Below are 23,569 nucleotides of genomic sequence, written 5' to 3' on the forward strand. Positions count from 1 at the left end.
GATCAGAGTCCCTGCGGCAGGGTGACCACGAACTGCGCGCCGCCCAGTTCCTCCGAACGTCCCACCTGCAGCTCGCCGCGGTAGTCGCGGATCAGGTCCTGCACGATCGACAGGCCGATGCCATGGCCATGCACGCGCTCGTCGCCGCGCACGCCACGCTGGAGGACGACCGGGATGTTCTCCTCGGTGATGCCGGGGCCGTCATCCTCCACCGACAGGTAAAGGCCGGCGCGCCGCTGCGGTGCCGCGGGCAGCGGGCGCACGGTCAGCAACACGCGCGAACGCGCCCACTTGAACGCGTTCTCCAGCAGGTTGCCCATCAGTTCCTGCAAATCGCCGGTCTCGCCGTAGAACCTCGCCTGCGGATCGATTTCGAATTCGCACAGCACGCGCTTGCCGGCGTAGACCTTCTCCAGGCCGCCGACGATCTCTTCCGCATGCGGTTCGATGGGCACCGGCGCGGAGAACAGTTTGTGGCCGCTGGAGGCCGCGCGCGCCAGCTGGTAGGACACCAGTCCATTCATGCGCTTGAGCTGGTTGTCCAGTTCCTCCCGCAGCGAAGCCTCGCCGCTGCCGCTGTCGAGCTGGGTGCGCAGCACCGCCAGCGGCGTCTTCAGGCTGTGCGCGAGATCGGCCAGGGTATTGCGCTGGCGCTCCAGGTTCTCGCGTTCGCTCTCGATGAAGGCGTTGATGCTGTCGGTGAGCGGTTCCAGTTCGCGCGGATGGCGTTCGCTCATGCGGTCAATCTGTCCACCCTGCACGCGGGTCAACTCGGTGATCACGCGCCGCAGCGGACGCAGGCTCCAGCGCAGCACCGCCATCTGCAGCAGCAGCAGGATGAAGCCGGCGCTGCCCAGGTACACCCACAACGCGCCGCGGAACACGCGCATCTGCGCGTTGAGCGCCTGCGCGTCCTCGAGGATGTAGATGCTGTAGGGAAACTCCGCATCCGGGCCGCGCTCGGCCCAGACGAAGCCCACGCCATAGCGGTAGACCTGGCTCTCGCTGCCGTCGGCGCGACGGAACGTGACCGGACCGTCGAAGGCTTCCTCCAGCGGGCCGAGCATCGGCGACGCCGGCAGCACAGGCCCGAGGGTGGAGTTGGAGCCCCAGCGGTCGTTGGGCAGGATCACTTCCGCATACAGGCCGCTGTCGGGCATCTCGAAACGCGGATCGGGCGTGTCGAACGGCGGAATCAGCGCACCGCCGCGGGTGAAGTCGATTTCGTCGGTGTACTTGAGCGCATAGGCTTTCAGGCGCTGGCGCAGGTTGTCCTCGGCGGTGGCAATGAACGCGCGATCCAGCGCGTAGCCCGCCAAAGCGAGAAAGGCCACCAGTCCGAGACTGGCGGCCAGCAGTTGGCGGGCACGCAGTGATCGCGGGCGCCAGCCGTCGAACGGCGCGCGCCGCGGCCTGGCCGAGGGTTCGGCGCCCGCCGGGGACGCCATCAAGCCTCGTTGGTGCGCGGGATGGCGAAGCGGTAGCCGCGTCCGCGCACGGTCTCGATCGGCTTCAGTTCGCCTTCCGGATCCAGCTTCTTGCGCAGGCGGCCGATAAAGACTTCCAGCACGTTGGAGTCACGATCGAAATCCTGCTGGTAGATGTGCTCGGTCAGGTCGGCCTTGGAGACCAGTTCGCCGGCATGCATCATCAGGTACTCCAGCACCTTGTACTCGTAGCTGGTCAGGTCGACGTTGCTGCCATTGACGCTGACCGTCTGCGCGGCCAGATCCAGCGCGACCGGACCGCACTCCAGGGTCGGCTTGCTCCAGCCGGCGGCACGGCGCAGCAACGCGTTGACGCGCGCCAGCAGTTCCTCGACATGGAACGGCTTGACCAGGTAGTCGTCGGCGCCCTGCTTCAGGCCCTCGACCTTGTCCTGCCAGCTGGAACGCGCGGTCAGGATCAGGATGGGGAATTTCTTGCCCTCGTCGCGCAGGGCCTTGATCAATTCCATGCCCGACATCTTGGGCAGGCCGAGGTCGATGATGCCCACGTCGAACGGGACTTCGCGGCCCATGTACAGGCCTTCTTCGCCGTCCTGGGCGGCGTCGACGGCAAAGCCTTCGCGCTTCAGACGGGCGGCCAGGGTTTCGCGCAGGGGGGCTTCGTCTTCGACCAGCAAGATACGCATGGACTCTCCTTGGAATGCGGGCGGCACCTGGGCCGCCACGAGCTTACGAGTGATTCTACGTAAGACTACGGTTGAGGTGGGTTATCACTACGTGCAGACGCGGGCGCCTGTTCGCCTTCTCCCCCACGCGACGGCGTGCGGCGGCGGCTGCCGCCGGCATCGTCCATGTAACGCACGCGGCCACGCTCATCGATCACTTTCATGCGATTGATGTCCCGGCCATCGAACGGCACGCGTTCGGCGCTCAGCACGCGGATGCCGGGCTCGCGCTGGGCGCGGCGCACGGAATCGGACAGCGAATTGTGGTTGTTGTCGCGGGCATCGTTGGAACGGGGAAATCCCTGTTCGCGCTGCCCCGAACGCTCGCCACGATCGTCATGTCCCCGCCCCTGTCCCTGGCCTTGTGCCTGCGCCCGGGCGTCGGCCACGACCACCATGCCGGCCAGCGCCAGCAGTGCCACGAACGCGATGGAAGAAAGTGTGCGATGCATAACGGAATCGTAACGGATCTCGGCTTCCCAAACTGAACGGAACCCGAAACCACTTCTAGACCAATGGACGCAAAGTCTTGGCTCCGGGCGGTGAATCCGGTCTGAACTTATCCACAAGCCTGGCGCCACCGTTCAGCTTACGGAACGGTCAGAAAATCTCGCCGACACAACATCTTAGCGAGCCCCCGCCGGCCTCGACGGCGGCCAGCGGGACGTCGCGCACGACGAACCCGGCCTGCGCTTCCAGGCGTCGGCGGGTATCGGCGGAAAGCGCCCGGGCCGCCCGTTCGCTCATCCAGACGCTGTCCGGGCGCAGCGCGATTGCGTTGGCGGCGAACGCGGCCTGTTCGTCCGGTGACAGGGCGATGGCCAGTGGCCCGTAGAGTTCGCCCAGGGCAGCCGGCACGCGCGGGTCGGCAAAGCCCGGCGCAGCGAACAGGACGGCACGCCCGGCCAGTAAGGCCAGCACGACATTGGTGTGGTATTCGCCCGGGGCCAGGTCGAACATCAGGGTCGCGCGCAGGCCGAACGCTTCGTGCATCAGCGCCGCGCCGGCTTCGTCGCAGCGGTCGGACAGGCCGCAGAAACCCAGCCCGCGTGCGCGATCGATGACCAGCGCCCCGGTCAGCTCGCAGGGATGGGGCTGGATGGACAGGTCGATTTCCCGGTAACCGAGGGTGTCGCGGAAGAAGCCGCGGATATCGCCCCGCTCCGCCTCGCGCCGCCTGACCTCGTAGCGCATGCGGCCGACGATCAGGCGCCCGGGCGCGGTCGCGAACACGTTGTTGGGGAACACCGCGTCCGGCGTCCGCGGATTGCCCGGAAAGGCGATCACCGGCAACTCTGCGGACAGCGCGCGATGCAGCGCGCGGTGTTCGTCCAGCGCGGCCGACGCATCGAAGCCGCCGGCATCGGCCATGTAGCGGTTGTCGCGCGCCGACTCGTCGGCACGGACGAAACCCTCCGGACTGACCAGGAACGCGGCGCGCGCGGTGGCGGGCCCGAAGTCGGCGGCGCTGGCGCGGGCCAGACGCAGGAACTCCGGAATATCGCGGGTGAGCATCGCGGGTCGCCCTCAGGCGGCCGGCTGCAGGCGCGATTCCGTCGCCGCGAGCGCGCGCTCCAGCAGCGACCAGTCGGCCCCCGGCCGATGCGCACCCTCGCTCAGGATCTGGCGGAACATGCGCCCGCCGGGCTGGCCATGGAACAGGCCCAGGACATGGCGGGTCACGTGCTTGAGCGCGACGCCCGCCGCCAGCCGGCTTTCCACGTAAGGACGCAGCGCGCGCAGCAGCTCGGCGCGGCTGCGCAATGGCGCCCCCCACAGCGAGGCTTCCAGTTCATGCAACAGATACGGCTCGTGATACGCGGCGCGGCCCAGCATCACCCCGTCGCTGTGCCGCAGGTGCGTTTGCACGTCGACGACGGTGCCGATGCCGCCATTGACCGCCACGGTCAGATCGGGGCGCTCGCGCTTGAGCTGGTAGGCCCAGTCATAGCGCAGCGGCGGGATCTCGCGGTTCTCCTTCGGCGACAGGCCCTGCAGCCAGGCCTTGCGCGCATGCACGAAGAACGTCGTGCAGCCCGCGTCCGCGACGGTATCGACGAACGCCCGGAAGCGATCGTAGTCCTCCAGTTCATCCACGCCCAACCGGCACTTCACCGTCACCGGAATCGCGACCGCGGCGATCATCGCCGCCACGCTGTCGGCCACCAGCGCCGGTTCCTTCATCAGGCAGGCGCCGAAGCGGCCGGCCTGCACGCGATCGGAAGGACAGCCGACGTTGAGGTTGACCTCGTCGTAGCCCCATTCCTCGCCGATGCGCGCGGCCCGTGCCAGCAGGTCGGGCTCGCTGCCGCCCAGTTGCAGCGCGACCGGATGTTCCACCGCATCGAATCCGAGCAGGCGATCACGATCGCCGTGGATTACCGCCTGCGCATGCACCATCTCGGTGTAGAGCCGCGCATGCGGCGACAGCAGCCGATGGAACACGCGGCAATGCGAATCGGTCCAGTCCATCATCGGCGCGACGGACAGGGTCACGCCTTCCCTGATATCGGGACTACGGGGCTTTGCCCCTGTCGGGACGGCGGTTTCCAACGGCATGCTCGGCTTGTTTCCAGTGGGGTCTGCGGACATCCAGGCCGCCTGATGGACGGTCCGGGACGCGGGTCCGCGGCCGCCAGGCGCCTGCCGGGCCATTATCGCCCATGTCGTGGCGGAGGCCCGAACTCCTCCCACGTCCCTGTCCAGCGCCGTCCGCGCCGGTTCAGAGCGCAGTGCCGCCGATTTCCCGCGAGGGCGTGCGGCCTACCCGGCGACCGCCGGCCCATCGGTGTTGATCGACTCGGCGGTGACCACCCAACGCGCGCCGTTCCATCGCCAGGTGACCAGGTGCTTGCCCTTGACCCGCATCGTCCGTCCCCCGGACAGGACGGTCGCCTCGAACTCGCCCAGTTCGTAGGCCATGTCGCCGGATGCCGCAATGATGATCTCCGTGGGCCGGAACCTGGCCGAGTATCCCGGCGTATCCAGGCGTTCCCGGAACCACGCGCGGATCGCCGCCTTGCCGCGGATCAGTGGACTGCCATGGGTCAGGAACGCCGCGTTTTCGTCGTAGTTCTCCATCACCCGGTCCAGGCGGCCGGCGTAGAGATCCTCGGACCATCGGGCGTCGGTCGCGCGGATCGCCGCCTCGGCCTCGCGGGCCATTGGCCCGTCCGCCGCGGGGGCGGGGAGACTGGCAATGGACAGGCACAGGAGCGAAGCGAAGAGCAGCGCGGATTTCATGCGCATCATCCGGCCTGGCCTTCGGCCTTGCGGCCGAAATAGGAGATCTTGTTGGCGATCTTCCACTCGTCGCCGACCTTCAGCAGCAGGAAATAGTCGGTGATCACGACCGCGCCATGGTCCAGGGTGATGCGGGCGGTGCCGGCGCTCCCCGAGGCATCCATGAAATCGATGGTGCGCACGCGCGATGCCTCGTCTGCCGCGGCCTTGCCCTTGAAGAACGCGCAGAACTCGTCCAGCGTCAGCGAGGTGACCTTGCCGTCGCGCACGCTCTCGATCCGCGCGCTCGGCAGGAACGCCTGGCGCATGTGGGACGCCTCACCGGTGGCCTGGCCGCGGAAGTAGTGATTGATCGCCTGGCGCATGCCCGCCTGCGCGGCGGGATCCTGTTGCGCCGCCGGATGGGCAGCGGGTGCATCGGCCGGCAGCGCGTGCGCGCCCGCGGTCAAGGCAAAGAGGGCACCCGCGAGCAGGCTTCGAAACCGCGGCTGGTTCATTGCACGTCTCCTTGGGAATGTCCGTGCAGACTGACGGGCGGGGCGTCCGCGGACAATGGCGCCCACCGCGGATTCCGCACGCTTCGGCGCAATGCCTCCGAGCACGCGCCTCGGGCGCGTGTTACTTGAACAGGGCGAGCCGGTCGCGGTAGCTGCGCGAGAGCTTGAGTTCCTGCCCGCAGTCCAGGGTCAGGAAATACTCGCCGTTGAGGTGCGGACGCAGCGAGCTGACCCGTCCGGCGTTGACCAGGGTCGAGCGATGGATGCGTGGAAACCGGGTCGGATCCAGCCGTTTCTCCAGTTGTCCGAGCGTTGCGCGCAGCACGTGGGTGTCGCGATCCGTATGGATGCACAGGTAATCGCCCGCCGCATCGACCCAGCGGATGCTGCTCCTCGGCAGCCGCAAGGTGCGCGCGCCATCGCGGATCGCCAGCGGCGTGTCCGCATCGCGCAACGCCTGCGCGCCGCCGGCGTCCAGCGCCTCGTCCAGGGTCAACGCGGGCCGGCCGCTGAGCGCGCCGAGCAGACCCAGCAGCCGCGCGCGATGATCGCTGGCATCGCGGCGATCCAGCGCCTCGCGCACGCGGAACAGGGCCTGCTGCAGGCGGCTGTCGTCCACCGGCTTGAGCAGGTAGTCCACCGCGCTGGCCTCGAAGGCATTGAGCGCGTAGTGGTCATAAGCCGTGACGAACACCACCAGCGGCATCTGCTGCGCCGGGATCGCGCGCAGGGCCGCGAAGCCGTCCAGGCCTGGCATCTGCACGTCGAGGAACAGCAGATCCGGCGCGTGCTCCGACACCGCGCGCACCGCCGCGGCACCATCGCCGACCTGGCCAACGATGTGGATGTCGCGTTCGCCGGCCAGGCGCAGTTCCAGTCCGCGCCGCGCCAGCGGCTCGTCGTCGGCGATCAGGGTCCGGATCATCCGTTCACTCGCAGCTCGTGGCATGGTCACTCCCGTGGCGCGCCGCCGGTTTCGAACGGCAGGGTCATCGTCACCATGAACCCGCCCTCCTCGCGATTGCGGACATCGAAACTCTGTTGCGCGCCGTACAGCACGCGAAGCCGATCACGGGTATTGGCCAGGCCGACCCGGTTGCCGCGCGGCGCGTTGTCGGGGGGCACGCCCCCGTGATCGAGCGCAGGCCATCCCGGACCGTCGTCGACGACCGACAATCTCAGGCGCTCCCCTTCGCGCGAGGCGCGCAATCCAATCGTTCCGCCTTCCACCCGCTTGGCCACCGCGTACTTGATCGCGTTCTCCACCAGCGGTTGCAGCAGCAGGCTTGGCAGCAATGCCGACCAGCAGGCCGGTTCTATCTCGATCTCCAACCGCAGGCGCTCGGCGAAGCGGGTCTTCTCGATATCCAGGTACAGGCCGATCGCGTCCAGTTCCTGCTTCAGGGTCACCCGCTGCATGGGATCGTTGTCGAGCGAGTGGCGCAGGAATGCGCTCAACCCCTGCACCATCCGGTTGGCGGTGGCATTGTCGCGATCCAGCACCAGGGTGGAGATGGCGTTGAGGGTGTTGAACAGGAAGTGCGGGTTCAGCTGGTAACGCAGCATCTTCAGCTGCGCCTGGTGGGCCATCGCCGTCGCCGCCAGCGCCGCTTCGGTCTGCATGCGCAGTTTCCGCCACGTGGTCATGACCAGATAGAGGCTGGTCCAGCCCACCAGCACGTAGAGCTGGCTGATCACGTAGGTGACGTAGCCGAACCGGGTGAAGGGCAGGCAGTGACCGCACCACCCCAAATCCGTGACGAGTTTGAAGGCCATCGCCATCGCCGCCGCGATCAACAACACCGGCACGATCATCAGCAGCGCCAACCGCGCCGGCGGCCGGTCGGCGCATGCGCGCAGCAGGTAGCGCAGGCCCAGCGTGCCCAGGAATCCGGTCGTCGCCACCGCCAGCAGCACGGTCCAGTATTCGGCCGGTTTGCCGTTGGCGAGCGCGGAAAAGTAGTTGACCAGGAAAACGCCGCCCCAGCCACCCGCATGCAGCCACCAGAACAGGGCATTTCCCGACCATGCCGGCGACGGATCGAGCGGCGGAGCGGGAGGGCGGGAAGAAGCGGGATCCGGCGTCATGGCATACATGGTGCAACCCGATGGACAGGATAGGCCGCGCGGCGTGGCCGGACGCCCGGCGCGGCTCGGTTCGGCGCGCGTCGGGAACGCTCCGGCGCAAACGCGCGGCCGCGCATCCCGGCAACGGCTAGCCTGTTCGACGACACGGGAAACCCTCCTTCAAGGCCCACGCGCGACCGGCATGGGCGGCGGGGCACGATAACAAAGGAATCGTCGATGCTGTTCGAACTGGTACTGGCCGCGGGCATGGCGACAGCCCCCGCGGAAGCAATCGAAACAATCCCGGTCGCCACCGGCCTCCGGCGTCCCTGGTCGATGGCATTCCTGCCCGATGGGGACTTTCTGGTAAGCGAAAAGGAAGGCGGGTTTGTCCGCATCGGGCCGGACGGCGCGAAGCATCCGGTCGCCGGCATGCCCGACGATCTGGTCGACGCCTTCGAGGGTCGCGGCGACAACAGCGGACTGTTCGACGTAGTGCTGCACCCGGATTTCGCCAGCAATCGCCGCCTGTACTTCACCTACGCGTCGCAGGACGCGGACGGCCTCACCACCCGCGTGGCCACCGCGCGCCTGATCGATGATCGCCTGGCCGAGCTGCGTCCGCTGTTCGCCGCCACCCCGCGTTCGGCCGAGCGCTTCCACTACGGCGGCGGCTTGCTGATCGATCGCCAGCGCCATCTGTACCTGACCGTCGGCGAGCGTCATTTCCGCGAAGGCGACAATCCGCCGTTGCCGGTGGCGCAGGATCCCACGGACAGGCGCGGCAAGATCTATCGGTTCACCCTCGACGGTGAGCCCGTGCCTGGCAATCCGGATTTCGGCGCGAATGCGGTGCCCGGTCTCTATGCGCTCGGCATCCGCGCCGCGCAGGGACTGGCGCAGGCGGCGGACGGACGCATCTGGATGTCCGAACATGGCACCCATCGCGGCGACGAGGTCAACGTGCTGCGTCCGCGCGCCAACTACGGCTGGCCGGTGCACACCTCGGGCCGCTATCGCACCACCGGCTACCGGCCGCAGACGCTGCCCGGGGCGATCTACACCGCGCCGGCATGGACCTGGACCGATCGCACCGTCGCGCCCACCGGCCTGGTCATCTACAGCGGCTCGCAGTTTCCGGAATGGCGCGGCGACATGATCCTCGCCGGACTGTCCACCGGCAGCCTGCTGCGGCTGGACCTGGAGGGCGATCGCGTGCTCGGCGAGGAAGTGCTCCTTAGCGGAACCCGCCTGCGCAACGTGAAACAGGCGCCGGACGGCACGCTGTACCTGTTGACGGATGAGCCGGAGGGACGGTTGCTGCGGCTGGAGCGTCGTCCCTGACGCCTGCGTCACGGTTGCCTTCGCGCGGTGGCCGCGTCAGTGGCCACCGTCGATGAAACGCAGGCCCACGCCCGGCTCGGTGGCGATGTAGCGCGGCGCGGAAGCGTCGTCGCCGATCTTCTGGCGCAGCTTGCCGACCAGGATGCGCAGGTAGTGGGTGTCCTGCTGGTGGGTGGGGCCCCACAGTTCGCGCAGCAATTGCGGCTGGGTGACCACCCGGCCGGCATGGCGCAACAGCAGGGACAGCAGGGCGAATTCCTTGCGGCTCAACGCCAGCGGCTCGCCGTCCAGGGACACCTCGCGCCGGGCCAGATCAACATGCAGGCGGCCATCATCGAACACCACCGGCGCCTCCACCGTCGCGCCCGCGTGGGCACGCAGCAGGCCGCGGATGCGCGCCATCAGTTCCTGCACGCCGAACGGCTTGGTCACGTAGTCGTTGGCGCCCGCGTCGAGCGCGGCCACCTTCTCCTGCTCGCCCGCGCGTACGGTCAGCATGATCACCGGCACCTGCGAGAATCCGCGGATTTCGCGCAACACCTCGTGGCCGTCGCGATCCGGCAGGCCGATGTCCAGGATCACCAGATCCGCGCCGGGCGAAGCGAGCGCGGCCAGGCCGGAAGCGCCGTCCTCGGCCAGCAGTACCCGATACCCCTGCGCACGCAGGCTGATGTCGAGGAACTTGCGGATCTGCGGCTCGTCGTCGACCACCAGGATGCGGACCGGGGGCGCGGACGAAACCGGGACGGTGTCGGCGGGATTCAAGGCGGGACCGGCGAAACTCAGGGATGCAGGAGGGGAAGCGTAATCCTGATCGTGGTGCCGCGGCCATCCGGCCCGGGCAGCGCCTCCACGCTGCCGCCGTGGGCGCCGATCATGCCCTGGCAGATGGTCAGGCCCAGGCCGGTGCCCTGGCGGCCGCGATCGCCGCGCTCCACGCTGTAGAACATGTCGAAGATGCGGCTGCGCTCCTGTTCCGGGATGCCCGGCCCGCGATCGCGCACGTCGATGCGCAACTGTTCGTCGACCAGGCGCGCCTCGACCTCGACCGGCTCGCCGCGCGGGGAGAACTTGGCGGCGTTCTCCAGCACATTGAACACCGCCTGCTCGACCAGCGCCGGATGCACCCAGATCGGCGGCAGGTCGGTGGCGATCCGGGTCTGCAGCCGCACTTCCGGCTGGTAGCGCTGCAGCCGCCCGACCGCCGAGCCGATCAGTTCGTCGACGTTGATCCAGTCGCGGTTGAGGGTCAACCCGGTATGGCCCAGCCGGGTCATGTCGAGCAGGTTCTGGATGTAGCGATCCAGCCGCTCGCCCTCGCGCTGGATGGTGTCCAGCAGCGCCTTGCGATCCTCGGCGTCCATCGCGTCGGCGTAATTCGCCAGGCTGCTGGCCGAACCGATCATCGAGGCCAGCGGCGAGCGCAGATCGTGCGAGACCGAGGACAGCAGGGCCGAGCGCAAGCGCTCGGTCTCGCCGGTGATGCGCGCGCCCTCCAGATCCGCGACCAGCCGCGTGCGCAGCGCGGCCTGGGCGATGTCGTCGGCCATCGCCTCCGCCATCCGCCGTTGCTCGAAACCCAGCCGGGGCAGTTCGCGCGGGAAACGCACGCCGGCCACCCCCATCACCCCGCGCGCGTCGCGCAGCGGCAGGAACCACCATGCGGATCCGGCCAGGGTATCGGTGAAGCGACCGGTGGCCTGCGCATGCTGCTGGGCCCAGTCGGCGGCGGCCAGATCCTTGCCTTCCAGCACCACCCCGTTCGATGCCGCCACCTGTCCATCCCAGCGCAGCCAGATTTCGGCGTCCATCGCCGTGCCCAGCGCGTCGCGGCCGGCGGCCAGCACCTGGCCCAGATCCGCCGCACTGGTGAGCTGCCGTCCGAGCATCTGCAGGGCGGTGGCATGGGCATTGGCCGCGCGCAGCGCCAGCACCTGCATGCGCAGGCGCGAGGCCAGCCGGCCGGCGACCAGCGCCGCCAGCAGGAACAGGAACACCGTGGTCACGCCCTGCGAGGCGCCGATGTTGAAGGTGAAGCGCGGGTCGATGAAGAAGAAGTTGTAGGCCAGGAAGCTCAGCAGCGCCGCGACCACCGCCGCCGCCATCCGGGTGCGGGTGGCCACCAGCACCACCGCGACGATGAACACCATCGACAGATCGTCGATGCCGGTCCAGCGTTCGACCAGCCAGGACACGCCGACCGCCAGCACCGCCGCGATTACCGCGAACAGCAGATCGTTGCGCAACACCGGCATGTCGGCGCGGTTCCAGCGGCGACGCGAGCGTGCCCGCGCTTCCGGCGTGTTGATGATGACCAGTTCGTAGTGCGCGGCCCGTTGCAGCAATTGCTGGGTCAGGGTGCGGTTGAACATCCGCGCCACCGGCCGCTCGCGGGTGCGTCCCAGCACCAGCGTGGAGGCGCCGATCTGGGCGGCGTAATCCAGCAGTGCGTCGGCGATGCTGTTGCCGTGCACCACATCGGTCTGCGCGCCGAGTCGGCGCGCCAGCGCGAACGCGCGATCCAGTTCCAGCTGGGTGGCCTCGCCGGCCTCGCGCGCCTGCACGGTCACCACCGTCCACGGCGCGTCGCGGCGTTCGGCCAGGCGCCGGGCGACCCGCACCAGGTATTCCGACTGGCCCATGCCGTCGATCGCCACGAGCACCCGGCGGCGCAGCGCCATGCCGGGCAGGCCGCGCGCGGTCCGGGTATCGCGCAGATCGTTGTCGACCCGATCGGCGACCGTCTGCATCGCCAGTTCGCGCAGCGCGATCAGGTTGGATGGCGAGAAGAACGCCTGCAACGCCTGCGCGGCCTGGTCCGGCAGGTAGACCTTGCCTTGGTGCAGGCGTTCGATCAGCTCGCGCGGCGGCAGGTCGACCAGCACGATGTCGCGCAGGCGATCGAACACCGCGTCCGGCACGGTCTCGCTGACCCGCACGCCGGTGATCCGGTGGACCACGTCGTTGAGGCTTTCCAGATGCTGGATGTTGATCGTCGTGTAGACGTCGATGCCCGCTTCCAGCAGTTCCATCACGTCCTGCCAGCGGCGCTCGTGGCGGCTGCCGGGCGCGTTGCGGTGCGCCAGCTCGTCGACCAGCGCGACCTTGGGCCGGCGCGCCAGCAGCGCGTCGAGATCCATCTCGTCCAGCCAGCGCCCCTGGTAGCTGACCCGCCTGCGCGGCACCACCTCCAGGCCCTCGGTGAGCGCGGCGGTCTCGCTGCGGCCGTGGGTCTCGACGATGCCGATCACGACGTCGGTGCCCTGCTTGCGCATTTCCCGCGCGCGCGAAAGCATCGTGTAGGTCTTGCCGACGCCGGGCGCGGCGCCCAGGAAGATGGTCAGGCGGCCGCCCGCCTCGCGGTGCAGGCCGTCGATCAGGGCATCGGCTTGGCGGCTGCGGGCGTCGGTCATGCGGCTATTGTGCCTGCTGCGTGGTGGCCGGCAGTGCGTCCAGCGCCAGATTCAGGCGCAGGACATTCACCCGGGGCTCGCCGAGCAGGCCGAACTGCGGGGCCTCGGTATGGCGCTTGGTCAGTTCCGCCACCGTGGCCGGCGGCAGGCCGCGGGCGCGGGCGACGCGGGCGATCTGCACCTCCGCGCCCCGCGGACTGACGTGCGGATCCAGACCGCCACCGGACTGGGTGATCAGATCGGGCGGCACATCGACCGGCGCGATGCCGTCGCGCGCGGCCACCGCCGCGCGGGCTTCGTCGATGCGCTTGCGCAGATCCGGATTGCCGCGTGACTGGTTGCTGCCGGCCGCCGCCATCGGATCGTAGCCGGCCGCCGACGGACGCGGCTGGAAGTAGCGCGGGTCGGTGAAGGGTTGCGCCACCAGCACCGAGCCGGTGACTCGGCCCTGCGCAGTGATGATCGATCCGGTCGCCTGCGCGGGGAACAGGCCGCGTCCCAGCCCGGTGCCGGCCAGCGAATACAGCAGGCCGAAACCCAGCAGCGACACCAGCGCCAGGCCGAGGGAGGGACGCAGCAGGCCGGCGCGGGTGATCTGCGGCGATGCGACGATCTTGTAGCTCACGGGAGATTGCATGTCGTTTTCCTCAGGCGCCGCTCACGAGGGACAGCGCCATGTCGATCAGTTTGATGCCCACGAACGGCAACAGCACGCCGCCCACGCCATAGATCAGCATGTTCCGCCGCAGCAGCACGGTGGCGGTGGCCGGGCGGAAACGCACGCCGCGCAGCGCCAGCGGAATCAGCGCCGGGATGATGATCGCGTTGAAGATCAGCGCGGCCAGCACGGCGTTGGCGGGACTGGACAGGTGCATCACGTTGAGCGCGCCCATCTGCGGCAGCGCGGCGGCGAACAGCGCCGGCAGGATCGCGAAGTACTTGGACACGTCGTTGGCGAGCGAGAAGGTGGTCAACGCGCCGCGCGTGATCAGCTGCTGCTTGCCCACTTCGACCACCGCCAGCAGCTTGGCCGGATCCGAATCCAGATCGACCATGTTGCCGGCTTCCTTGGCCGCCTGCGTGCCCGAGTTCATCGCCAGCCCCACGTCGGCCTGCGCCAGCGCCGGCGCATCGTTGGTGCCGTCGCCGACCATCGCCACCAGCTTGCCAGCGGCCTGCTCGCGGCGGATGCGGGCGAGCTTGTCCTCCGGCCTGGCCTCGGCGATGTAATCGTCGACGCCGGCCTCGGCGGCGATGGCCGCAGCCGTCAGCGGATTGTCGCCGGTGATCATCACGGTCTGGATGCCCATCGCGCGCAGGCGGGCGAATTTCTCCTTGATGCCGTGCTTGACCACGTCGGACAGCTCGACCACGCCCAGCACGTGCCGGCCCTCGGACACCACCAGCGGGGTGGCGCCGCCGCGGGCGACCTGCTCGATGCGCGCGGCCAGTTCGTTGGGCACGTTGCCGCCGTGTGCCTGCACATGCCGGCCGATGGCATCGCCGGCGCCCTTGCGGATCACCCGGTCTTCCACGTCCACGCCGGACATCCGGGTCTGGGCGGTGAACTGCAGGTAGGTCGCCCGCTCCGGTTCGTCCAGGACGCAGCCCTGCTCACGCGCCAGCCGCACGATCGATTTGCCTTCCGGGGTCGGATCGGCCAGCGAGGCCAGCAGCGCGGCGTCACGCAGCTGCGCCTTGTCGATGCCGGCCAGCGGATGGAACGCGGTGGCCTGGCGATCGCCGTGGGTGATGGTGCCGGTCTTGTCCAGCAGCAACACGTCCACGTCGCCGGCCACTTCCACCGCCTTGCCGGACTTGGCCAGCACGTTGGCCGACAACGCGCGGTTCATGCCGGCGATGCCGATGGCCGGCAGCAGGCCACCGATGGTGGTCGGAATCAGGCACACCAGCAGCGCGATCAGCAGCAGCGGATCCACCTTCACGCCGACGAAGGCACCGATCGCCGGCAGGGTCGCCACCACGATAAGGAAGGTCAGGGTCATCGCCGCCAGCAGCAGGGTCAGCGCGATCTCGTTGGGGGTCTTCTGGCGATTGGCGCCTTCCACCAGCGCGATCATCCGGTCGAGGAAGCTGTGCCCCGGCTCGGCGGTGATCTTCACCACGATCTCGTCGGAAAGCACCTTGGTGCCGCCGATCACGCCGGAGCGATCGGTGCCGGCCTCGCGCAGCACCGGCGCCGATTCACCGGTCACCGCCGACTCGTTGATGGTCGCCACACCACGGATGATCTCGCCGTCGGCGGGAATCTGCTCGCCCGCCGAGACGATCACGTAATCGCCCGGACGCAGCTCGGCCGCCGGAATGCGGGTTTCGGCGCCGCCCAGCGCGGTCTCCACCCGGCGCGCGACCAGATCCTTGCGTGCGCGCCGCAGCGATGCGGCCTGGCCGCGGCCGCGCGCTTCGGCCACCGCTTCGGCGAAGTTGCCGAACAGCACCGTCACGAACAGGATCACGGTCACGGCCCAGCCAAATCCGGCCGATGCCACCCCGGCCAGCGTGATCACCGCCGACAGCAGGGTGCCGCCCATCACCACCGCCATCACCGGGCTGCGGATCAGGTGCCGCGGCGCCAGTTTGAGGAAGGCGTCGCGCAGGGCCGCGCGGAACGCCGCGCCGTCCATCAGCGCCGGATGATCCCGGCGGGTTTTTTCCTGGTAAGAAATCGTCGTCATGGGAGTGCTCTCAGTGCGCGACCAGCGACAGGTGATCCGCGATCGGTCCCAGCACCAGTGCGGGCATGAACTGCAGCACGGTGAGGATCACGACCACGGCCACCAGGGTCAGCGCGAAGGTAGGCGTTTCGATGTGCAGGGTGCCGGCCGATTCGGCGGCGTGGCGCTTGCCGGCCATGCGCGCGGCCACCAGCAGCGGGATGATCAGCGCGGGGAAGCGTCCCAGTGCCAGCGCCACCACGCAGCTCAGGTTCCACCAGTAGGTGGCGTCGCCCAGCCCTTCGAAACCCGAGCCGTTGTTGGCGAAGGCCGAGGTGTACTCGTAGAAGACCTGGCTGATGGCGTGGAAGCCGGGATTGGAATTTCCGGTGATCGACGGGACGGCCAGCGTGATCGCGGTCAGTCCCAGCACCACCAGCGGCTGCAGCAGGATCAGCAACGCCAGCAGGCGCACTTCACCGGCCTCGATCTTGCGGCCGAACAGTTCCGGCGTGCGCCCGGTCATCAGGCCGGCCAGGAACACGCTCAGCAGCAGGTACACGATGAACTGCTGCAGGCCGCAGCCCACACCGCCCCAGATCGCGTTGACCAGCATGTTGACCAGCGCGACCAGCCCGGTCATCGGCGCCAGCGAGTCGTGCATGGCGTTGACCGAACCGTTGTTGACCTGGGTGGTCACCGCCGCCCACAACGCGGACGCGTCGGCGCCGATACGCACTTCCTTGCCTTCCATCAGCGCAGGATCGGCAGCCGTCGCCGAATGCGCCTCGGACCAGATCGCCGCGCCGGTGGATATCACCGACATCAGCATCATGCTGCCGAATACCAGCGCGGTGAACTTCCGCCGGCCGGTGAACGCGCCGACCATGAACACCACCGACACCGGGATCAGCAGAATGGCCAGGGTCTCCAGCAGGTTGGACAGCGGGGTCGGGTTCTCCAGCGGCACCGTGCTGTTCGGGCCGTACCAGCCACCGCCGTTGGAACCCAGCTGCTTGGCCGCGACCATCGCCGCGACCGGGCCCAACGGGATTTTCTGTTCGCCCATGCCGGCACTGCTGTCCACCGGCGTCGCCACCGGACCGGCAGCGAGCGTGGACGGCACGCCCTGGCTGGTCAGCAGCAGCGTCCACGCCAGGCAAAGCGGCAGCATGAAGCGGACCGTCGAACGCACCACATCGGCCCAGTAGTTGCCCACGTCCACGCGTTCGCTCGGTTGCCCGACACCGCCTTCCTGGGTGGAATCCACCCCGCCGCGGCCGCCGAACAACGCGCGCAGCGTCGCCACCACCATCGCCAGGCCCATCATCGGCGTCACCACCTGCAGGCCGACGATGCCGGTCATCTGCGACAGGTAGGACAGCTGCGCCTGACCGGAGTAGTGCTGCTGGTTGGTATTGGTCAGGAACGACACCATCGTGTGCAGCGCGGTGTCCCAGCGCATGTTCGGGATGTCGTCGGGATTGAACGGCAGCCAGGCCTGGGTCATGAAGATGACCCAGGCAATCAGGCCGACGATCAGGTTGCTGAGCAGGAACGCGCCGGCATAGCCGCGCCAGTTCATGCCCCGCTCCGGGCGCGTGCCCAGCAGCGCGTAGATCGGCTTTTCGATCCAGCCGAACAGCCGGTCGCCGCGCATCGGCGCGCCGCGCATCACCGCCGCCAGGTAACGGCCCAGCGGCCAGCCTAGCGCGATGGCCAGCGCGAAGACGAGAAATGCTTCAGTCATTGTCGTTCACCCGCATCAGAATTCTTCGGGACGCAGGATCACGTACAGCAGGTAGCCTGCCGCCACGATCACCGCGATGCCACACAACAGGGCCAGCCAACCAGGCATGGGAGTTCTCCTCAAAAAGACGTTTGCAGGGCCGCCTCGACACGCGAGCCGGCCAGATCCGGAAACAGGCGCTTGGCGGAATCGTCGGTGGCGTGCGCGGTCACGCGCAGTTCGAACGGCGCCTTGAACGTCCACACCGCGCCCAGTTGCGCGTGTGCGTAGCTGTCGCCATAGGCGTCATCCAGCCAGTAACGGCCGACCGCGCCTTCCAGCCGCCACCGTTCTCCCAGCGGAGCGCGCGCGCCCAACTGCGCGTAGGTGCCGTTCCGGTCCGTCGCCAGGGCGTCGTTGGACCAGCCGACCTGCGCCCAGGTGTTCTGCTTCCAGGTCACGGTGCCGTTGAGTTCGGACCAGTTGAGATCCACGGTCGTGCCCGGATAGCGGTAATGCGTGAGATTGACGTCCAGCGCCCAGTCGTCCGCGAGGTTGCCGGTCCAGCCAACGACGAAATCGAATTCGCTGGAAGCATTCGTTCCAGGGGCGAATTCCACATTGGAACCCCACACCGATCCGTAGAGGCCATTGGCGGCGGCCGCCTTGAAGCCGGCCTGGATCGCCGGATCGCCCTGGGTCTGGCTGGTGCCGCGCCAGATGTAGTCGGTGGTGAGCGCGGCATTGCCGCTCAGGGTAACGGCGGCGGCGGGTTCGGCCAGCGCCAGCAGGAATACACACGCCAGTGCCGGCGTGCGGAGGGAAGGAATGCGCATTGCAGGATGTCCACGCGGAAACGGCTCCGCGACTGTGGAAATCTTCCCGCCGGCAGGCGTAAAGCCTCCATTCGCGGCCCGGTCGGCCGCGTAAATTCATCGTAAAAACCCGTGAGAACCGGTGCGTGGACCGGTTCGGGGGTTCAGTCCTTCACGGTGCCATCGACCGTGCAGCGATCCAGCACGTCGCCGGTGTGCTGGTTGAACACCGGCGCGGCGAACGGCGCCGGGCCGGGCGTGCGGCCGAACGCGATCGGCCGGGTCACGCCGCGATAGCGGCCCACCGCCGGATGTTCGATGTTGGCGACGATGTCCTCGGCCAGCACCTGCGGATGATCGAACATGTCCTCGACCCGGCGCGCGGCCGCGCACGGCACCTCGTCGCCGAACAGGGCTTCCCATTCCAGCGCGGTGCGGGTGGCGAGCGCGTCATGCAGCAGCGGCACGATTTCATTGGCGTGTTCGGCGCGCTTGCGCACGCTGTCGTAGCGTTCGTCCGCCGCCAGCGCGTCCAGGCCGGTCTTTCCGCACAAGGCCTTCCAGAACCTGGGTGTATTGGCGGAGATGTAGATGTGGCCCTCGCGCGCAGGATGGATGCCGGTGACGCCACCGGAGCGCATGTCGCGGCCGATGTCGAGCGATTCGCCCTCGGCCCAGATCATCCTTGCCGATTGCATGGTCAGCGCGCTGCGCAACAGCGACACCCCGACGAACTGGCCGCGCCCGCTGCGCTCGCGCTCGTACAGCGCGGAGGACACCCCGCCCGCCAGCAGCGCCGCTGCGTAATAGTCCACCACCGAACCGTAGATGATCTCCGGCGCGCCGCCGCGCTTGCCCTGCAACGCGCACATGCCGGTCATGGTCTGCAGGACCTGGTCGTAACCGGCCTTGTCCTTCATCGGACCATGCTCGCCATAGCCGGTGACGGCGCAGTAGATCAGGCGCGGATTGATCAGGGTCAGGCGATCGAAATCGATACCCAGCCGTTTCGGCACGGCGGGCCGGAAGTTGTGCACCAGCACGTCGGCCTCCCGCACCAGCCGCAACAGCGCGGCCAGGCCCTCGGCCGACTTGAGGTCCAGGACGATGCCGATCTTGCTGCGGTTCACGCCCATGAACGCGCGGCTCTCGGCCGCCAGCGTGGAGGGATACTTGCGCAGGTTGTCGCCATCCGGCGGCTCGATCTTGATCACCTGCGCGCCCTGGTCGGCCAGCAGCGTGCAGCCGTACGGCCCGGCGATGTAGGCGCTCAGATCCAGCACCTTGACGCCGCTGAGCGGTCCTGCGGGGCCCTCGCGCCGCACCAGGCCGAAGGGAGACGGGTTATCCATGCGTGAAGTTTCCATCGGGTGCCGCTAGCCGTGCCGCGGCCAGTCTCCCGCATGCTCCGGGGACGAAACAGCGGGACCGCATATTTTCAGCGGCGACAAATTCTTGCTTGCCCGGCACGCGCACTCCGCTACTCCATGGCCCGGCCGGCATCCGGCGGATCCGCCCAGGCGGCGGGATCCGGCGCCAGCGACAGCCAGCCCAGCCGCCACGCGCCATCCTCGCGGCCGCCGGCGCGGTAGTACGGCGCGAAGCGCAGCGGCGCGCGGCCATCCAGTTGCATCTCCACGTCCATGCCCGGACCGCCATCGGCGGCGGCGAGTTCACGCAGCCATCGCGCCGGCGGCGCGTCCGGCAGGCGCACCGCTTCCTCGTGCTTGAATCCGTCAATCAGCCCCGTCGCGTATACCAGCGGTCCCCGGGTCAGGCCGACGTAGTCGTAGCGCAGCACCTGCTGGCGCACCGGTGAACCGTCCGGCGCGCGCGATTCCTGCACGTTGCGGCTGCGACGGAGATGAAGCGTCGGCATCATCGGCAGGCGCAGCGCCACGACGTCGCCCGGCTGCCAGTCACGGCTGATGTCCAGCCACTCTCCCGGCGCGATTCCGGCATCCAGCACCTCGCCGTTCACTGTCACGCGGGCGCCTTCGGTCCAGGCGGGCACGCGCAGGCGCAGGGCGAAGCGCATCGCCTGCGCCGGTTGCAGTGTCAGGGTCACGTCGTCCGCGAACGGGTAACCGCCCGACTGGACGATCCCCACTTCACCCTTTGGCAAGGCCAGCCGCGCCTGTCCGGGCGCGTAAAGATTGACCTGCAACGCGCCGTCCTCGGCCACGCCGTAGGCCAGCGGTGGCAGTTCCTCCCACGCCATCGCGCCGCTGGACTTGCAGCAGCGCCAATAGGTGGTGTGGACGCGCGGGCCATTCGGGAACGAGTAGTAGCACCAGTCCTCGCCGTTGGGCGCGGCGGCGCCGAGCAGATCGTTGTAGGCGATGCGCTCGATTTCCTCGGCATGGCGCGCATGCCCGGTGATCCGCAGCAGCTCGCGATTGAGCTGCAGCCATGCCAGCACCGAACAGGTTTCCACATAGGCCTGCGGGCTGAACACGCCGGCGGGATTGAACACTTCGCGCGAGCGATGCGCCACCCCGCCCCAGGGACCGCCGCCGAGGGTCAGGTGGTGATCGCGGATGTTGCGCCAAAGGTGATCGACCGCGTCGCGATAGCGCGCCTTGCCGGTCGCCCGGTGCAGCTTGGCCAGACCGACCAGGTTCCAGGCCAGCTGGTAGGCCTTGCCGGTGGCGATTTCCGACGCGTCGGCACCTTCCAGCGCGCGCCGGATCAGCCCCAGCCGCGGCTCGGCGTCGGCCTGTCCGGCGATGCGCTCGGCCAATTCCAGGTAGCGCAGGTCGCCGGTCGCCAGATGCAGTTCCACCGCCGGATCCATCAGCACCGTGGCCGACATGCCGAAGTGGTTGCCGAGCGAGGTGATGTCGATGCCGCCTTCGCCCAGCGTGCGCCAGCACAGATCGCCGATGCGTTGCGCGGCGGCCAGGTAGCGCTCGTCGCCCAGCGCGCGCCAGGTTTCGAGCAGGCCGAGGATCAGATAGCTGTGGGTCCAGATGTCCCAGGTCCGCCAGGCCGGCGCGCCATCCCAGCTGACCGGCTTGGGCGGCTGCGGACGCATGAAGCGGCGCTCGGGCGCGTAGTTGCCCAGGTAGCCGTCGTCGGCCTGGCGGGACAGCAGGTAGTCGGCCACCGCGCGCAGGTTGTCGCGCAGGTCGACATCGCCGCTGCGCGCCACCGCGCGGGCGGCGGCGTACAACCATTTGCCCGCGTGTTCGCCGTACCAGTCGCCTTCCAGATTCTCGCGGGTGTGCTCGGGATGGAAGATCGCGATCGCCGGGCTGTCCGGGCCGGTGATGAAACGGCCCAGGCGGCCTCGCCGGCTGGCCTCGATGGCCTCGCCCAGCACGCCGCCCAGCACCACCGCGCCCGCGGGCGCGGGAACGAAGCGATCGCCCCGCGGGGCCTGTGCATTCACCGCCATGCCCTACTCCGCGTCCACCACGCAACGGAAACCGAGCATGCCGGACCGATCCTTGCTCGGTGCCATCAGCAGGTACTTGCCATGCTGATCCAGCCGGTACGCCTGCGGGAAATACCAGTGCGAAGTCTGCGGCTGATAAGCGCTGCCGCCGCGCAGGATCGCCGCGCGGGTGTGCTCGTCGGCGTACTCGTCGGTCCACTGCCACACGCTGCCGACCAGATCCTCAACACCGAACGGGCTCGCACCCTGTGGATGCGCGCCGACATCAGCCGGCGGAAGCAGGCGGCGCCCGCGGTTCACCGGCGGCACCGCATCGGCGCGCCATTCGTTGCCCCACGGATACAACCGCCCGTCGGTGCCCTGCGCGGCGTATTGCCATTCCCATTCACGCGGCAGGCGCTTGCCCGCCCATTCGGCATAGGCGCGCGCGTCCTCCAGCGAGACCCAGGTGACCGGCTTGTCTTCCCAACCCGGGCGCGGTGCACCGTCCTGCCAGTCGCGCAGGAAGTTGTGCACGTCGCGCGGCGCGTAGCCACTGGCCTCCAGGAACCGCTTGAACTGGGCGTTGGTGACCGGATGGCGATCGATGTGGAACGCCTTCATCGCCATCCGCCTCCGATGATGCCGGCGCGCACTGCCCTCCCACGGATACTGCACGTCCAGCCCTTCCCAGGTCTGGCCCTCGATCTCCACGCCGCCGACCACGAACACGAACTCGCCGGCCGGCACGGTCACCATGCCTTCCGGTGCCTGCGCGCGCACGTCAGTGGGCGCGATCGGCGTGATCCGCTGCGGAATGGCGTGCCAGCGGTTGGACAGCGTGCGCAGCGGCACCCGCGCCAGATCCGCCATCAGCGACAGGAACGCAGCCAAGCCTTCGATCTCAACGCCTTCGTCCAAGGCCAGCACCGCGCCGAACCCGCGGCCTTCCAGGTTCATCTCCAGCACCGCCTGATCACCCGTGATCAGCGGTTGCAGCTCCACGCCGTGCCAGGCATCGAAGTACTGGCGGCCCGGCTGGTGCGGCAGCGCCAGTTGTTCGCCTTCCACGTCGTACTCGTTGCGGTTGACCAGCGTCCACAGCACCTGGCCCTCGCCCGGGAAACGGCTGGCGAACACGCCCGCCTGCAAGGTCGGGTAGTAGGGCGTCCAGTCACGGCTGACCATCAGCGGTGCGAAGCGGCGCTCGAGGGTGGCGATGCGGCGCAGCGATTCGGCGTCGCGCGGGGTGAACTGGTTCCACAGGCCCCAGATGTTCTCCCAGGCGTTGTAACCAATGCCATTGAAGAAGATGTACTGCAGATCGTGGTTGCGGTCGCGGCCCCAGCGGTTCTCGTAGTTGATCATGTGGCGCGGTTCCAGCCACTTGAACTTGGCGACCGGCGGAATGACCTCGTTCGGTGCCTTCTTGCCCCAGCTCTGCACGTTCCAGATCAGGTGTTCCTCGGCGCTGATCGTGGATTCCGGCTGCACCACCACCGGCTGGCCGAGCGCATCGCAGGCATCGAAGAACGCGCGCGGCACGCCGTTGTAGGTGTCGCCGTTGATGCCGTCGGCGCCGACTTCCTTCACCAGCCGCGCGATGGCCTGCCAGTCCGCCTCGCCCTGCGCGCGGGTGCCGTTGTCCCAGGGCATGGTCGGCAGGAACACCCTGACGCCACGTCGATGGAAATCATCGACCGCGCTTTTCAGGCCGGCCAGGCCACCTGGGAGATCCGCGGCCATGTCGAACTGGTTGCGATCGTCGATGCCGATATTCGGATAGACGTACCAGAGCAGCACGCTGTCCAGCCCGCCGAAGCGCTGCTCCAGATCATCCAGGTAGCGATCCACGGTGTAGCGGCCGGCTACCGGATCGTAGAAATAGCGATCCTCCACCATCATCTGCGCATGCACGAAGTTGCGCTGCGCCCATTGCAGCTCGGGGCGTCGGTAGTTGGCGTCGTCGTAGCCGATGCGGGTCAGATGTTCGCGGCGCCAGTCGCGCAGTTCGGCGATCCAGTCGGCCGACGTGGCGTTGACGTCGATCTTCCAGTGGCCGATCTCGGCGAATGGCCAACCCGGCGCCTTGCCCGGCGTCGGCAGATAGCGCTGGGTGGTGACGTGCGAGAACTTGTACTCGGTCTTCGGCACGTGGCGCGGCGCGTCGTCGTCGTGGGCGGGAGGGAACGGATCCGGTGCGGCGGTCATGGCGTGGTTCTTTCAGGGAGGGG

At 68.5% G+C, this 23,569-nt stretch carries 20 protein-coding genes; 1 reads left to right on the forward strand and 19 read right to left on the reverse strand.

What is annotated here, in order from left to right; genetic code table 11:
* Positions 1 to 2: 2 nt before the first annotated feature.
* The 9 genes from FHW78_RS07350 to FHW78_RS07390 form a co-directional block, all read right to left on the reverse strand.
* Positions 3 to 1,448 carry an ATP-binding protein gene (locus FHW78_RS07350; RefSeq protein WP_183639247.1) on the reverse strand — a complete coding sequence of 482 codons (1,446 nt, stop codon included), beginning with the start codon at positions 1,446 to 1,448 and terminating at the stop codon, positions 3 to 5.
* Positions 1,448 to 2,134, reverse strand: coding sequence for a response regulator transcription factor (locus FHW78_RS07355; protein WP_141455518.1), 687 nt, complete (start codon positions 2,132 to 2,134; stop codon positions 1,448 to 1,450). The genes FHW78_RS07350 and FHW78_RS07355 overlap by 1 nt, the downstream gene beginning before the upstream one ends.
* Positions 2,135 to 2,199: 65 nt before the next feature.
* Positions 2,200 to 2,571 (reverse strand): hypothetical protein, encoded by a 372-nt coding sequence (locus tag FHW78_RS07360; protein WP_318289389.1) that lies wholly within the window; start codon positions 2,569 to 2,571, stop codon positions 2,200 to 2,202.
* Positions 2,572 to 2,773: 202 nt separating this feature from the next.
* Positions 2,774 to 3,688 carry an arginine deiminase-related protein gene (locus FHW78_RS07365; RefSeq protein WP_183639249.1) on the reverse strand — a complete coding sequence of 305 codons (915 nt, stop codon included), beginning with the start codon at positions 3,686 to 3,688 and terminating at the stop codon, positions 2,774 to 2,776.
* A gap of 12 nt (positions 3,689 to 3,700) precedes the next feature.
* Entirely contained in the window at positions 3,701 to 4,669 is a 969-nt protein-coding gene (dusA, locus tag FHW78_RS07370) for a tRNA dihydrouridine(20/20a) synthase DusA (protein ID WP_343205541.1), read from the reverse strand.
* A gap of 267 nt (positions 4,670 to 4,936) precedes the next feature.
* A complete protein-coding gene (locus FHW78_RS07375) occupies positions 4,937 to 5,416 on the reverse strand; it encodes a DUF4440 domain-containing protein (protein ID WP_183639253.1) in 480 nt (159 codons plus the stop codon).
* 5 nt (positions 5,417 to 5,421) lie between these two features.
* On the reverse strand, positions 5,422 to 5,913 hold the full coding sequence (locus tag FHW78_RS07380) for a nuclear transport factor 2 family protein (protein WP_218533473.1): 492 nt from the start codon (positions 5,911 to 5,913) through the stop codon (positions 5,422 to 5,424).
* A 121-nt stretch (positions 5,914 to 6,034) separates the two neighbouring features.
* Entirely contained in the window at positions 6,035 to 6,838 is an 804-nt protein-coding gene (locus FHW78_RS07385) for a LytTR family DNA-binding domain-containing protein (protein WP_183639255.1), read from the reverse strand.
* A gap of 26 nt (positions 6,839 to 6,864) precedes the next feature.
* Complete coding sequence (locus FHW78_RS07390) at positions 6,865 to 8,010, reverse strand: histidine kinase (protein ID WP_183639258.1); 1,146 nt, start codon at positions 8,008 to 8,010, stop codon at positions 6,865 to 6,867.
* A gap of 207 nt (positions 8,011 to 8,217) precedes the next feature.
* Here FHW78_RS07390 and FHW78_RS07395 point away from each other — a divergent pair, with 207 nt between their 5' ends.
* A complete protein-coding gene (locus FHW78_RS07395) occupies positions 8,218 to 9,324 on the forward strand; it encodes a PQQ-dependent sugar dehydrogenase (RefSeq protein WP_183639260.1) in 1,107 nt (368 codons plus the stop codon).
* A 36-nt stretch (positions 9,325 to 9,360) separates the two neighbouring features.
* On the opposite strand, the gene FHW78_RS07400 is transcribed toward FHW78_RS07395, so the two are convergent.
* The 10 genes from FHW78_RS07400 to FHW78_RS07445 form a co-directional block, all read right to left on the reverse strand.
* Positions 9,361 to 10,089, reverse strand: a complete 729-nt coding sequence (locus FHW78_RS07400; RefSeq protein ID WP_183639262.1) for a response regulator transcription factor — start codon at positions 10,087 to 10,089, stop codon at positions 9,361 to 9,363.
* 17 nt (positions 10,090 to 10,106) lie between these two features.
* Positions 10,107 to 12,737, reverse strand: a complete 2,631-nt coding sequence (locus tag FHW78_RS07405) for a sensor histidine kinase KdpD (protein ID WP_183639264.1) — start codon at positions 12,735 to 12,737, stop codon at positions 10,107 to 10,109.
* A gap of 4 nt (positions 12,738 to 12,741) precedes the next feature.
* Positions 12,742 to 13,374 carry a potassium-transporting ATPase subunit KdpC gene (gene kdpC / locus FHW78_RS07410; protein WP_183639266.1) on the reverse strand — a complete coding sequence of 211 codons (633 nt, stop codon included), beginning with the start codon at positions 13,372 to 13,374 and terminating at the stop codon, positions 12,742 to 12,744.
* A 10-nt stretch (positions 13,375 to 13,384) separates the two neighbouring features.
* Positions 13,385 to 15,433 carry a potassium-transporting ATPase subunit KdpB gene (kdpB, locus tag FHW78_RS07415; protein ID WP_183639268.1) on the reverse strand — a complete coding sequence of 683 codons (2,049 nt, stop codon included), beginning with the start codon at positions 15,431 to 15,433 and terminating at the stop codon, positions 13,385 to 13,387.
* Positions 15,434 to 15,443: 10 nt separating this feature from the next.
* Positions 15,444 to 17,162, reverse strand: coding sequence for a potassium-transporting ATPase subunit KdpA (gene kdpA / locus FHW78_RS07420; protein ID WP_183639270.1), 1,719 nt, complete (start codon positions 17,160 to 17,162; stop codon positions 15,444 to 15,446).
* Positions 17,163 to 17,177: 15 nt separating this feature from the next.
* A complete protein-coding gene (locus FHW78_RS07425) occupies positions 17,178 to 17,270 on the reverse strand; it encodes a potassium-transporting ATPase subunit F (RefSeq protein WP_141455506.1) in 93 nt (30 codons plus the stop codon).
* An 11-nt stretch (positions 17,271 to 17,281) separates the two neighbouring features.
* Complete coding sequence (locus tag FHW78_RS07430) at positions 17,282 to 17,977, reverse strand: TorF family putative porin (protein WP_183639272.1); 696 nt, start codon at positions 17,975 to 17,977, stop codon at positions 17,282 to 17,284.
* 143 nt (positions 17,978 to 18,120) lie between these two features.
* On the reverse strand, positions 18,121 to 19,308 hold the full coding sequence (locus FHW78_RS07435; protein ID WP_183639274.1) for a CoA transferase: 1,188 nt from the start codon (positions 19,306 to 19,308) through the stop codon (positions 18,121 to 18,123).
* Between the two features lie 128 nt (positions 19,309 to 19,436).
* Complete coding sequence (locus tag FHW78_RS07440; protein WP_221188925.1) at positions 19,437 to 21,356, reverse strand: beta-L-arabinofuranosidase domain-containing protein; 1,920 nt, start codon at positions 21,354 to 21,356, stop codon at positions 19,437 to 19,439.
* A gap of 3 nt (positions 21,357 to 21,359) precedes the next feature.
* Positions 21,360 to 23,546 carry an SUMF1/EgtB/PvdO family nonheme iron enzyme gene (locus FHW78_RS07445; RefSeq protein ID WP_183639276.1) on the reverse strand — a complete coding sequence of 729 codons (2,187 nt, stop codon included), beginning with the start codon at positions 23,544 to 23,546 and terminating at the stop codon, positions 21,360 to 21,362.
* Between the last annotated feature and the right edge of the window lie 23 nt (positions 23,547 to 23,569).

Origin of the sequence: Pseudoxanthomonas sp. OG2 (assembly GCF_014192765.1) — a bacterium.
GTDB classification, from domain to species: Bacteria; Pseudomonadota; Gammaproteobacteria; order Xanthomonadales; family Xanthomonadaceae; genus Pseudoxanthomonas_A; species Pseudoxanthomonas_A beigongshangi.

Bases quoted from the DNA above. Each gene is read 5' to 3' on its own strand.
- FHW78_RS07350 (WP_183639247.1), bottom strand. From the start codon at position 1,448: ATGGCGTCCCCGGCGGGCGCCGAACCCTCGGCCAGGCCGCGGCGCGCG.
- FHW78_RS07405 (WP_183639264.1), bottom strand. From the start codon at position 12,737: ATGACCGACGCCCGCAGCCGCCAAGCCGATGCCCTGATCGACGGCCTG.
- FHW78_RS07380 (WP_218533473.1), bottom strand. From the start codon at position 5,913: ATGAACCAGCCGCGGTTTCGAAGCCTGCTCGCGGGTGCCCTCTTTGCC.
- FHW78_RS07440 (WP_221188925.1), bottom strand. From the start codon at position 21,356: ATGGCGGTGAATGCACAGGCCCCGCGGGGCGATCGCTTCGTTCCCGCG.
- FHW78_RS07435 (WP_183639274.1), bottom strand. From the start codon at position 19,308: ATGGATAACCCGTCTCCCTTCGGCCTGGTGCGGCGCGAGGGCCCCGCA.
- FHW78_RS07365 (WP_183639249.1), bottom strand. From the start codon at position 3,688: ATGCTCACCCGCGATATTCCGGAGTTCCTGCGTCTGGCCCGCGCCAGC.
- FHW78_RS07445 (WP_183639276.1), bottom strand. From the start codon at position 23,546: ATGACCGCCGCACCGGATCCGTTCCCTCCCGCCCACGACGACGACGCG.
- kdpB (WP_183639268.1), bottom strand. From the start codon at position 15,433: ATGACGACGATTTCTTACCAGGAAAAAACCCGCCGGGATCATCCGGCG.
- FHW78_RS07360 (WP_318289389.1), bottom strand. From the start codon at position 2,571: ATGGTGGTCGTGGCCGACGCCCGGGCGCAGGCACAAGGCCAGGGACAG.
- FHW78_RS07430 (WP_183639272.1), bottom strand. From the start codon at position 17,977: ATGCGCATTCCTTCCCTCCGCACGCCGGCACTGGCGTGTGTATTCCTG.
- FHW78_RS07395 (WP_183639260.1), top strand. From the start codon at position 8,218: ATGCTGTTCGAACTGGTACTGGCCGCGGGCATGGCGACAGCCCCCGCG.
- kdpC (WP_183639266.1), bottom strand. From the start codon at position 13,374: ATGCAATCTCCCGTGAGCTACAAGATCGTCGCATCGCCGCAGATCACC.
- FHW78_RS07355 (WP_141455518.1), bottom strand. From the start codon at position 2,134: ATGCGTATCTTGCTGGTCGAAGACGAAGCCCCCCTGCGCGAAACCCTG.
- kdpA (WP_183639270.1), bottom strand. From the start codon at position 17,162: ATGACTGAAGCATTTCTCGTCTTCGCGCTGGCCATCGCGCTAGGCTGG.
- FHW78_RS07385 (WP_183639255.1), bottom strand. From the start codon at position 6,838: ATGATCCGGACCCTGATCGCCGACGACGAGCCGCTGGCGCGGCGCGGA.
- FHW78_RS07375 (WP_183639253.1), bottom strand. From the start codon at position 5,416: ATGAAATCCGCGCTGCTCTTCGCTTCGCTCCTGTGCCTGTCCATTGCC.
- FHW78_RS07390 (WP_183639258.1), bottom strand. From the start codon at position 8,010: ATGTATGCCATGACGCCGGATCCCGCTTCTTCCCGCCCTCCCGCTCCG.
- FHW78_RS07425 (WP_141455506.1), bottom strand. From the start codon at position 17,270: ATGCCTGGTTGGCTGGCCCTGTTGTGTGGCATCGCGGTGATCGTGGCG.